The sequence below is a fragment of the Halarchaeum acidiphilum MH1-52-1 genome, from assembly GCF_000474235.1.
GTDB lineage: Archaea > Halobacteriota > Halobacteria > Halobacteriales > Halobacteriaceae > Halarchaeum > Halarchaeum acidiphilum.
The window spans coordinates 25,195-35,126 of sequence record NZ_BATA01000021.1 but is presented as its reverse complement, the minus strand read 5'-3'; the positions used below and the strand labels follow the sequence as shown (position 1 = coordinate 35,126).

Below are 9,932 nucleotides of genomic sequence, written 5' to 3'. Positions count from 1 at the left end.
AGGGGTAGTTGACGCTCTCGACGCTCGCGCCGTCGATACGCCATTCCTCGTGGTCGCTCTCCGAGCGGACGTCGAGGAGGAAGACATCCCTGCCGGCGTCGATGCGTTCCTTCAGTCGCTCCGGCGTGACTTCCTCAACTGCGGCTTCGGTCGTCACGAATGCGTTGTCGCTCATCTCACTCCTCTGTATCGGCCGACCGCAAATAAGACTTTGCATAGTAATACAATTACTACACAATACTCTATTTGCTATAATCTCATTGTAGGCGCTTACACGACAGTAATAGGATATCTGCGAGTTTGAGAGTGTGCAATAGGCGAACTACTACCGGTATGCTTTTCAGCGCAGCCCCAATATTGGGTGGTGAGGCCAATATCATGGTAGACTACGAAGTCACGGAGACGCTCGACGTGAAAGGACAGAACTGCCCGATGCCCGTCGTCAAGACGAAGCAAGCGACCGACAACCTCGACGAGGGCGACATCCTCGAAGTGCTCGCCACCGACCCCGGAAGCATGAGTGACCTCGGCGGCTGGGCCGAGACGACTGACGGCGTCGAACTTCTCGACCAGACGGACGGCGAGGACGTCTACACGCACTACGTGCGGAAGACGGAATGATCTAACAATGAGTACTGGCACACCATCTCCCGACGATGAGACTGACCCCAGTCGCGCAGAGCTGGAAGCGCGAGTCGAAGAGTTAGAGGAGACAACTGCAGACCTCAAGGCTGAGGTAGGCGACGGGCAGCCGAAGATGTCCATCATCGCCACCAAAGGGACGCTCGACATGGCCTACCCACCCCTCATCCTCGCCTCGACCGCGGCGGCGTTCGGCTATGAGGTCACCGTTTTCCACACCTTCTGGGGACTCGATATCCTCCACGAGGAACGTTCGAAGAGTCTCAAGCTCAGTTCGGTCGGCAACCCGAACATGCCCGTTCCGAACGCCGTCGCCGCGCTTCCCGGAATGGATCGAATGACGACGAAGATGATGGAAAAGCGCATCGCGGACAACGACACCGCGACCATCGAGGAGCTTATTGACACCTCGCTCGACATGGGCGTCGAATTCCAAGCGTGTCAGATGACCATCGACCTCATGGACTACGACGAGGACGACTTCTACGATGGCGTCACGACTGGTGTTGGCGCCGCCACAGCCATCCAAGACATGGCTGACGCCGACATCCAACTTCTCGTCTGACCGCCTTCGTTTCGTACCTGATCTTCAGTGAAGCGCTCATCACTTCGAGCAAAGTAGAATTGTTTATATTGAGCAATATAACAACTTCCCATAGAAGTATGGGGACAAGCCAGCGAAACGTTCGTCCTCGACGTTCGGCCGAGCTACAGCTACCACGAGACGCACATCCCAGGAAGCCACAAACTCCCGATCTATGACCATCTCAGCGGCGAGAACTTCATCAGTCTCGACGCCTCGTGAATCAACCGGATAAGCATTCGGACGTGCCATGAGGAGTGGGCCGTCGGAGCTAGTCGTCGCGCTGCCACAAATTCACACCCTCAGACACACGCGTTGCCTTTTCACTGTATGTTCACCGATCTGAGACAGTTTTCTATCCTGGCAGAGGCATCGACGGCAGGAAACCGAGTTAGGGGAGTGATTCGCAGGCTTCGCTGTCGCCGTTGCCATCGAGTCGGTGTGGATCACCAGCAGTCTGGTCAAGGGCTTGTTGGGCCTGGGCTTGCGTGCCGAAGTCCGAGCAGTCATAGTCACCATCTGGTGGCGGAGGCGGAACATCATCGCTCTCCTCTCGCGTCGTCGTGGACTGGGTTGTTTCGTCGAAGTCCCAGAGGCCGATTGAGAGTAGTTGGGCCTGCTGCTCGGCGTCGGCGAAGTCGCTCCGATTCGAGAACGAACTGTCGTAGAAACGGGCGTAGCCATCTTCGAGCATCTGCCGGTTGAAATTCGCCCCATTTGGCGTGTAGGCGTAGACGAGAAGGCGACCGTAGCTCCCACGGCGGTCAGCCTCCTGGTCAACCGCAATCTAGATTGTCTCACCAGCGAGCATCGACGCAGCGTGACTACTGGCCTTTCCGCCCCACTCCGAGTGTCGACGGTCCAGTCAAGGCTCACCGCATCCGGGTCGCGTCGGCGAGCGCGTCGAGGCGGCCCGCCATGTTGCGCACGAAAAGGATGACGGGCGCATCGACGCCCGTGCAGATCCACCGATGGAGCGGCAGGAGGAACTCCCGGTAGTCCGCGGGCGCGAGTTCGCCGGCGTACGTGTCAAAGAGTTGGACGACGTCCGCGCCGTGGTCGATCTGGTACTGGAGTGAGTCGAGGACGGCATCCGCAATGACGTCGAGGAGCGACGCGAACGCGTCGGGATGGCGCGCGCGGAACTGCCGGATCTCGTCGTGGCGCGAGGAGCCGCTGGCGATGATGTAGGAGGCGAGCGTGAACGCACCGCCGGCGAAGCCGATGAGTGACGTCTCGTCGCCGACCGACTCGCGCAGGCGACTGAGGAGCGCGCCGTTGAACTCGCGGCCGCGCACGGCGGCGAGCTACGCGCTCTCTACGTCGTGGACGAATCGGTGTACGAGGCGTACAGCGGCGACGAGTGCGTCGACGAGGCCGAGGGCCCGAAGCACGGCCTCAAGGAGGCGGGCGAGGCGGTGCGAGCGTCGACGTCACCGGCAAACTCCGGCGTGGCGACCCCGCGGAGACGGTCGTCACCTACGCGGAGGAGGTGGACGCCGACCTACTCGTCCTCGGGACGCGGCATCGCTCCGAGGAGTACCGCGCGCTCCTCGGGAACGTCACCGATCAGGTGCTCCGCCTGACGGCGCGCCTGGCGGTCGTCGTGAAGACCGACGTCGACGAGTAGCCCGTCACCCCCACTCGCGCACGCCGCCCTCGCCGTCGCCGCGGGCGAGCGCGAGGTCGAAGCGGTCGGTGGCGAGGAGGCCACAGACGAGCGCGGCGGTGCAGAGCACGGGCACCCAGTTTGCGTACGCGAGGTTCACCAGCCCCCAGAGGACGACGAAGCTCACGAGGTCGTCGAGGGCAAACGAGCAGGCGTCGAGGCGTGCGCGCAGCGCCCGGTGGTCGAAGGTGACGTCGAGGGCGACGACCGCGACGCTCCCCGAGAGCGCCCACCCGAGGTAGTTCGAGAGCGGGATGCCGTAGTAGAGACCGCCGTCGGCGTACGACCAGAAGCCGAGCGCGACGGCGCCCGGGTCGAGCACGCAGTCGACGAGGAGGACGAGGCCGACGGCGGCGGGGAGGCGCAGGTGAGGGGCGCGCGCCCGCTCGCCAAGGAGCGCCAGCGCGAGGAAGTAGGCGTTCAGGACGAGCGGGAGGAAGAACAGCGGGAGCGCGAGCGGCACGCCCGCGACCATCGGCCCGAGTTCGACGCCGTAGCTGAACGCGCCGTAGGGCCACCCGGTCGTCACGCCGACGTGCTCGATCAGGTACGTGTAGCCGCAGAGCGCGGCGAGCACCGCGAGCGCGCGCCGATCGAGTTCGGGGGCGATCGCGGCGGCGAGCGGGAAGCGGAGCATCGCGGTCCCGAAGACGAGGAGCGCGGGGCTGAACGCGAGCCACGCGGGGAGGAAACCGCGCGCCCCGGCAAGGAGCGAGGCCGCGCCAATCAGCGGCGCCAGCACCGCGATGCCGAAGCGGTTCTCAGCGACGACGGTCTCAAGGCGCGCCTGCGCGGCGGTGCGGCGAGCGTCAGCCACGTAGGACCCCCCAGAGACCGGCACAGGTGAAGACCGCGCCAACGGCGGTGTTGAGCGCGGGGAACCACCAGTAGGCCCGCGAGAGGTCGACGCCCCGCAGGTCGAGCGCGAGCGCGAGGGCGGGGTAGAGCGCGAACAGCAGGCCCGCACGGGGATCGAGGAGCGCGAAGGCGCCCGCGGCGAGGAGCCAGCACGCCCCGCAGTAGGCCAGCGCGCGGCGCGCGCCGAGGACCGTCGCGGTGGTGCGCAGGCCCGCGCGCCGGTCGGGTTCGACGTCCGGGATCGCGGAGAACGTGTGCATCGCCATCGTCCACACCCAGCCCCCGAGGACGGCGAGGAGCGGCGGGAGCGACCCCGCGACCGCGGCGTACGCCGCGACGCCCGGGAGGACGTAGAGGCCGTTCGAGAGCGAGTCGAGCGGCGGCTTCGTCTTCAGGCGCGGCGGGGCGCTGTACGCCCACCCGAGGACGAGGAAGCCGAGGATCCACGGGGCGGCCCCGGGGAGCCACGCGGCGAGCGCGAGGCCGAGGAGGCCCGAGAGCGCGACCAGCGCGACGACGCCGCGCTCGCCGCGATAGCGCACTTCCCGCTCCGATTTCTTCGGATTCTCCGCGTCCGCCTTGGCGTCGTAGACGTCGTTGACGCCGTAGAGGTAGACGTTCGCGGGGACGAGGAAGTAGGCGACGAGGGCGAGGACCGGGAGCGAGAGCAGGTCCCCGACTCCGTCGGCGGCGTAGGCGACGCCGACGAGCGCCGGGCCGGCGAGGTAGAGCCAGAAGCGCGGGCGCGAGCGCCGGAGCGCGCGGGCGAGCCTGCTCATGCGTCGACGCGCGCGAAATCCTCCAAGACGGCGTTCGCGGCGTGCTCGCCGCTGATGAGGCACATTGGGACGCCGATGCCGGGCCGGGTGTACCCGCCGGTGAAGTAGAGGCCGTCGAGCGCCGAGGATCGGTGGTCGGGGCGCAGCGGTCCGGTCTGCCGGAGGGTGTGGGCGAAGCCGAGCGCGCTCCCCTCAGCGGCGTTGTACCTGGCGGCGAAGTCGGAGACGCAGAAGTCCTCCTCGACGACGATCCGCTCGCGGAGGTCGAGGCCGGTGTGGGTCCCGACATCGTCGAGGAGCAAGTCGCGGTACTCGGCGCGGATCGCGTCGCCGTCGTCCAACCCGGGCGCGATGGGGACGAGCGCGAACAGGGCGCTGTGGCCGTCGGGCGCGACGGCGTCGTCCGTCTCTGAGGGCGCGCAGAGGTAGTAGGCGGGGTCGTCGGGCCACGCTGGGTCGTCGAAGATCGCGTCGAAGTGCTCGTCCCAGCCGTCCGGGAGGACGAGCGTGTGGTGGGCGAGGGGGTCGAGATCGCCCTCGACGCGAGGTAGAGCAGGTACGCGGAGGGCGCGTACGTTCGGGACTCCCAGTAGTCGGCGTCGTACTGGCGGTCGTCGGCGTCGAGGAGTTCACGCTCCGTGTGCGCGTAGTCGGCGTCCGAGACGACGGCGTCCGTGCGCAGGATCTCGCCGTTCGCGAGTTCGGCGCGCATCTCGCCGCGCTCGCCCCGGATCGCCGCGACGGGGGCGCCCGTCCGGTAGGTGACGCCGAGGTCCTCCCCGAGGGCGACGAGGGCGTTGACGACGGCCGCGATGCCGCCATCGGGGTAGTGGACGCCGAGGTTGAAGTCGACGTGGCTCATGAGGTTGTAGAGCGCGGGCGTGTTCGACGGCGACCCGCCGAGGAAGACGAGCGTGTACTGGACGAGCTGGCGGAGCCGGGGATGCTCGAAGTAGTCCGCGACGTGCTCGTCCATCGTCCCAAGGAGGCCGAGCCCGCGGGCGTTCCGGATCACGTCCCAGTCCACGTAGTCCCGGAAGTTCGGCCGGTCCGTGTAGACGAAGTGCTCCATCCCCACCTCGTAGGTCTCCTCGGACGTCGCAAGGTAGCGCTCGAAGGCCTCGCCCGCGCCGTCCTCGTACGACTCGAAGAGCGCCTTCGTCCGCTCGACGTCGCCGTCGAGGTCGACGCGGTCGGCGCCGTCGCCCTCCCCCTTGAAGAACACCCGGTAGTGCGGGTCGAGGTGCGTGAGATCGTAGTAGTCCGTCGGCTCGCTCCCGAAGTAGCCGAAGAAGCGCTCGAAGACATCGGGCATCAGGTACCACGACGGTCCCATATCGAAGCGGAAGCCATCGCGTTCGAGGACGCTCGCGCGCCCGCCGAGCCGTCGGTTCTTCTCGACGACCGTCACGTCCCAGCCGGCGTCGGCGAGGTAGCACGCCGTCGAAAGGCCGCCGAAGCCCCCGCTGACGACCGTGACCGACCGCGTCACTCTCCCACCCCCAGCAGGGAGGAGAGGGAGGCCGCGACCGAGCGCGCCCGGGTCCGCACCCCGTCGCCGCGCCGCGCGCGCTCCGTCCGGTCGCCCTTGACCGCCGGCACGTCGCTCGCGGCGTGGAACGCCGTCAGCGGGTCGCCCATCCGCTTCCAGTGGTACCAAGTCCGCGCGGTGAGCGAAAGGCGCCGCGGCGTCGACAGCGTCGGGCGCGCGGTGAGCGTGTCGTAGCCGCGCTCGCGGACGAGGCGGTGGTGGTCGGCGTACAGCACCGCGGCGCACAGCACTCCGAAGCGACACGGCTCCGGGAGGTAGCGGATGCCCGCGACCCCCTCGCGGTACAGCCGCTCAGTGCGCCGGAGCTCCGCGCGCATCGCCGCGGCGAAGCGCTCCGAGAAGGTGCACGCGCGGATCTCCGCCTCGGTGACGCCATGGCGCTCCAGCGTGGCTCGCGGGAGGTAGATGCGATCGTAGTCCCTGACGTCCTCCCGGACGTCGCGCAGGAAGTTCGTGAGCTGGAAGGCCTCGCCGAGCGCCTTCGCGTGCGGGCGAGCGCGATCGACCGTCTCCGCGTCCATGTCGTACGTCTCCATCATCACGGCGAGCATCATGTTCCCGACAGCGACGGCCGACCCGCGGAGGTAGGTCTCCAGCTCCTCGTGGGTGTCGTAGCGTCGCGTGTCGACGTCCATTTCCATCGCGTCAAGGAACGTTTCGATCTCCGACTCGGAAATGTCGTACGAGACGACGAGATCGCGGAAGGCGCGGAGCACGGGGTCGTCCGTCTCCGCCTTGCCGAGCGCGGCCGCGCGGAGGCGCGCGAGGTCGCGGCGCTGCTCGGTAGGCGTCGCCCCCTGCGGGTCGTCGACGACCTCGTCTGCGACGCGGAAGAACGCGTAGAGGACGTAGGTCGCCCGCCGGGCCCGCTTGGGGAGGACGCGGGTGGCGACGGCGAAGGTCTTGCCGGTCCGCTGCTGTATCGCCTTGCTCGTGGCGACGTCGTCAGAGGGGATCATTGGTGACAGTTGACCCACACGGGCGCCCGGTCGCGACCGGCCGGTCGGTGGCTCTCGACCATAGATAGCTCGCGGGCCGACAAAGGAGGCATACCTGACTAGTCAGGTATGCCGATCGAAGAAGGCGGCGAACACCTTGCGCTCCGCAGCGCGGAGGTGCTGGTGGAAGGTGGCGCGCGAGACGCCCATCGCCGCCGCGAGTTCGTCGCCCGTCGCCATGCGCGTCGAATTGTAGTAGCCCGAGAGGTACGCCCGCTGGAGCGCCGCGCGCTGCCGGTCGGTAAGGCGCTCCTCAATCGTCGCGGCGAAGTCGCGCGCCGTCGTCGGCGGCCGCTCGTCCTCGCGGTAGCGCACGAGTTCGACGCCGTCGTAGCGCTCGCGGACACGCTCGACGGCGGCGCGGGCGTCGACGCCCGCGGGGAGTTCGAGTTCGACGCGAGCCGCGCCGTCGGCGGCGTCGATCCCCTGGATCCGCACCCCGCGCGCCGCGAGGTCGGCTGGGAACGACGACGGCGGGAGGTGGAACTCGAACAGCGCGGCCTCGTCCGCGTCGCCGACCACGGCCGCGTCCGCGACCGCCGGCGACGCGTCCGCGGCCGCGAGGACGCGCTCGGCGCCCGCGCTCCCGTCGGCGGTGAAGAAGAGCACCGGCGTCTCCCCGCGGTACACCTCTCCGCGGTAGTCCAGCGATCCGTCGACGCGCGTCGCGAGGTCGACGGCGAACAGCGATCGGTCCCGGACGTCGAAGGCGAGCGAGACAACCTGATCGGCCGCCGCGAGCCGCCGCGACTCGTGGGCGTTCAGCGCCGTCGCCACCGTCCGGCCGAGCGACTCGAGCACCGTCGTCTCGCGCTCATTCAGCGCGCCGGTCTCCGCCGCGCACACCGTCAGCACCCCGTACGTCGTCCCGCGGTAGCGCAGCGGGACCGCCGCGACCCCGCCGGCGGCATCCGCGAGTTCCGCCGGGACACCCGCCCCGCCGTCGCCGACCGCAACCGCTCCCGAGTCAAGCGCCCGGACGACCGGGTGGTCGTCCACGTCGTGGGGGACGGTGAGGCGTCCGCGTCGACCGACCCGCCGGCCCGCGCGCGCGGCCGGACGACTCCGTCCACGAGGTCGGCCGCGCCGAGCCACGCGAACGCGTACGTCTCGGCGGCTGCGAGGCGCTCGCAGACCTGCCGCTCGATGGCCTCCCGGCTCTCCGCGCTGACAACCGCTTCCGTGACGTCGCTCAGGAGACCGTCCACCCGATTAAGGAGGTGATCGAGGTTCGCGCGCTCGCGCCGGACCGCGAGCTCCGAGCGCTTGCGCTCCGTGACGTCGCGCTGGAAGCCAACGAAGTAGCGCACGTCGCCCGCGTCGTCACGGATCGGCGCGACCTTCACCTCGTTCCAGAACACCTCGCCGTCCGCTCGGTAGTTCCGGAGTTCGACGACCGCCGACTCGCCCGTCTCGACCGCTCGCCGGAGGACGTCCACCCGCTCCGTCGCCGTCTCGGGTCCCTGGAGGAACCGGCAGTTCCGCCCGAGGATCCCCTCGCGCTCGTAGCCCGTGATGCGCTCGAAGGCGTCGTTGACGTAGACGAGGGGGTTGTCCGGTCGCGTCGGGTCCGTCATTGTGATCCCCACCGGCGCCTCATCCATCGCCCGCTCCTTCAGCGCGTCCGAGAGCGCCTCTCCGTCGTCCGTCCCGTGTCGGGATGCCATGCTCGACGCCCGAACGTCGAACGCGCAGACGTAAGAGCGATGCGCTCGCCCTGCAGGCTCTTGGCGCTCCGCGGCGTTACCGGGCGTATGACCGCCGCACCCAACACCGCCGTGGCCGTCGGCGTCGACTGGGGCTCGAACGGCTGGGTCACCGCCGTCCGCGACGCGGACGGTTGGGACGCCCGCCTCCATCCCTCGCTCCTCCCCGTCTGGCACGCCCACCGCGGCGCCGCGTCCGTCCTCGTCGATATCCCGATCGGTCTCCCCGAACGCGGCCGGCGCGCCTGCGACGTCCGCGCCCGCGAGGTCCTCGGGAGCCAGCGCCGCCGCGTCTTCCTCGCGCCCCCGCACGCCGCGCTCAACGCGCCGACCTACGCCGCGGCGAAGCGCCGCGTCGAGGCCCGGACCGACGGCTCGCTCACCACGCAGACGTGGAACGTCCTCCCGCAGGTCCGCGACGCCGACGTCCTCCTCGCCGAGCACCCCGACGCCCACGGGGTCGTCCGCGAGGCCCACCCGGAGGTCTGCTTCGCCGGCCTCGGCGACGGTCCGATCGCGCCCGCGAAGACCGACGACGAGGACGTCGAAGCGCGCCTCGACGTCCTTGACCGGCACGGCGACGCTCGCGAGGCCTACGAGCGCCTCGTCGCCGAGCGCATCGACGACCCGCCCGCGCACGGTCGCCGCTTCCGCGCGGGCAACTGCGACGATCTCCTCGACGCAATGGGCCTCGCGGTCACCGGGTGAACCGACCGCGGGACGCTTGAGACGCTCCCCACAGACCCGCCGCGCGACCCCGAGCGCGACGCCCCAATGGAGATCGTCCACCGCGACGTCTGAGCCATCGACCCCCCGGGTCGCAGGGCGGATCGCGGGTCGACGGAAACACTATGTGCCAAGCGCCGGTAGCGGAGTCTATGTGCCCCGATCCGGGCACCGTTTCAGATGAACTCGATCCGCTGAGCGTTGATAGTTGCGGACAGACGTCGAGTTGAGAGATTGGGTTTCAGATGAGCTCGATGCTTTCGGCGACGTCCTCGGAGAAGTCGGAGGTGTTGGCTTCGGTGTGCGATGCGCGGGTTGTCTCAATTTCCTCGTCGTTGAATTCCCGGTCAGCAAGTGTCTGCCGGACGGCGCGGTGCTTACTCGTCGCGTCGGCGGTCGGGATCACGGGTCAGTCCTTC

The 9,932-nt window shown here is 68.6% G+C and carries 11 protein-coding genes and 3 pseudogenes; 5 read left to right on the top strand and 9 right to left on the bottom strand.

All coding sequences use genetic code 11. The features are described from left to right. The first annotated feature begins 378 nt into the window (after positions 1-378). The 3 genes from AOZ13_RS05645 to AOZ13_RS15650 all read left to right on the top strand — a co-directional run bounded on the left by AOZ13_RS05645 (position 379) and on the right by AOZ13_RS15650 (position 1,447). Positions 379-621, top strand: a complete 243-nt coding sequence (locus AOZ13_RS05645) for a sulfurtransferase TusA family protein (protein WP_020220637.1) — start codon at positions 379-381, stop codon at positions 619-621. Positions 622-628: 7 nt separating this feature from the next. Then, positions 629-1,207, top strand: coding sequence for a DsrE/DsrF/DrsH-like family protein (locus AOZ13_RS05640; protein WP_021780055.1), 579 nt, complete (start codon positions 629-631; stop codon positions 1,205-1,207). 90 nt (positions 1,208-1,297) lie between these two features. Beyond that, positions 1,298-1,447 (top strand): rhodanese-like domain-containing protein, encoded by a 150-nt coding sequence (locus tag AOZ13_RS15650; protein ID WP_394324674.1) that lies wholly within the window; start codon positions 1,298-1,300, stop codon positions 1,445-1,447. A 169-nt stretch (positions 1,448-1,616) separates the two neighbouring features. On the opposite strand, the gene AOZ13_RS13895 is transcribed toward AOZ13_RS15650, so the two are convergent. Both AOZ13_RS13895 and AOZ13_RS13890 read right to left on the bottom strand, forming a co-directional pair. Next, on the bottom strand, positions 1,617-2,012 hold the full coding sequence (locus tag AOZ13_RS13895) for a thermonuclease family protein (RefSeq protein WP_148294564.1): 396 nt from the start codon (positions 2,010-2,012) through the stop codon (positions 1,617-1,619). Positions 2,013-2,097: 85 nt separating this feature from the next. Continuing rightward, positions 2,098-2,523: a uroporphyrinogen decarboxylase family protein gene (locus AOZ13_RS13890; protein WP_021780054.1), complete on the bottom strand. Its 426-nt coding sequence runs from the start codon at positions 2,521-2,523 to the stop codon at positions 2,098-2,100. On the opposite strand from AOZ13_RS13890, the pseudogene AOZ13_RS05630 reads away from it, so the two are divergent. Continuing rightward, positions 2,491-2,855: pseudogene (locus AOZ13_RS05630) on the top strand (universal stress protein); the annotation flags it as partial. The gene AOZ13_RS13890 and the pseudogene AOZ13_RS05630 sit on opposite strands and share 33 nt — an antisense overlap. A 4-nt stretch (positions 2,856-2,859) precedes the next feature. On the opposite strand, the gene cruF reads toward AOZ13_RS05630, so the two are convergent. From cruF to AOZ13_RS14860, 6 genes and pseudogenes are all read right to left on the bottom strand, one after another. Next, positions 2,860-3,711, bottom strand: a complete 852-nt coding sequence (gene cruF, locus AOZ13_RS05625) for a bisanhydrobacterioruberin hydratase (RefSeq protein ID WP_020222770.1) — start codon at positions 3,709-3,711, stop codon at positions 2,860-2,862. Beyond that, positions 3,704-4,531, bottom strand: a complete 828-nt coding sequence (locus AOZ13_RS05620; protein WP_049933885.1) for a prenyltransferase — start codon at positions 4,529-4,531, stop codon at positions 3,704-3,706. The genes cruF and AOZ13_RS05620 overlap by 8 nt, the downstream gene beginning before the upstream one ends. Beyond that, a pseudogene (locus AOZ13_RS05615) lies at positions 4,528-6,023 on the bottom strand (phytoene desaturase family protein). The gene AOZ13_RS05620 and the pseudogene AOZ13_RS05615 overlap by 4 nt, the downstream one beginning before the upstream one ends. Beyond that, a complete protein-coding gene (locus tag AOZ13_RS05610) occupies positions 6,020-7,039 on the bottom strand; it encodes a phytoene/squalene synthase family protein (protein ID WP_199897062.1) in 1,020 nt (339 codons plus the stop codon). The pseudogene AOZ13_RS05615 and the gene AOZ13_RS05610 overlap by 4 nt, the downstream one beginning before the upstream one ends. 105 nt (positions 7,040-7,144) lie before the next feature. Beyond that, on the bottom strand, positions 7,145-8,080 hold the full coding sequence (locus tag AOZ13_RS05605) for a bacterio-opsin activator domain-containing protein (RefSeq protein WP_148294563.1): 936 nt from the start codon (positions 8,078-8,080) through the stop codon (positions 7,145-7,147). A 266-nt stretch (positions 8,081-8,346) separates the two neighbouring features. Continuing rightward, positions 8,347-8,685 (bottom strand): annotated as a pseudogene (locus AOZ13_RS14860) (PAS domain-containing protein); the annotation flags it as partial. Positions 8,686-8,835: 150 nt separating this feature from the next. Here AOZ13_RS14860 and AOZ13_RS13880 point away from each other — a divergent pair. Next, positions 8,836-9,495, top strand: coding sequence for a DUF429 domain-containing protein (locus tag AOZ13_RS13880; RefSeq protein WP_159103059.1), 660 nt, complete (start codon positions 8,836-8,838; stop codon positions 9,493-9,495). 259 nt (positions 9,496-9,754) lie between these two features. Here the strand turns inward: AOZ13_RS13880 and AOZ13_RS14185 are convergent, their stop codons facing one another. After that, on the bottom strand, positions 9,755-9,919 hold the full coding sequence (locus tag AOZ13_RS14185; RefSeq protein WP_020220696.1) for a hypothetical protein: 165 nt from the start codon (positions 9,917-9,919) through the stop codon (positions 9,755-9,757). Between the last annotated feature and the right edge of the window lie 13 nt (positions 9,920-9,932).

Coding starts and splice junctions, on each gene's coding strand:
- AOZ13_RS05640 (WP_021780055.1), top strand. CDS start 629: ATGAGTACTGGCACACCATCTCCCGACGATGAGACTGACCCCAGTCGC.
- AOZ13_RS13880 (WP_159103059.1), top strand. CDS start 8,836: ATGACCGCCGCACCCAACACCGCCGTGGCCGTCGGCGTCGACTGGGGC.
- AOZ13_RS05645 (WP_020220637.1), top strand. CDS start 379: ATGGTAGACTACGAAGTCACGGAGACGCTCGACGTGAAAGGACAGAAC.
- AOZ13_RS05620 (WP_049933885.1), bottom strand. CDS start 4,531: ATGAGCAGGCTCGCCCGCGCGCTCCGGCGCTCGCGCCCGCGCTTCTGG.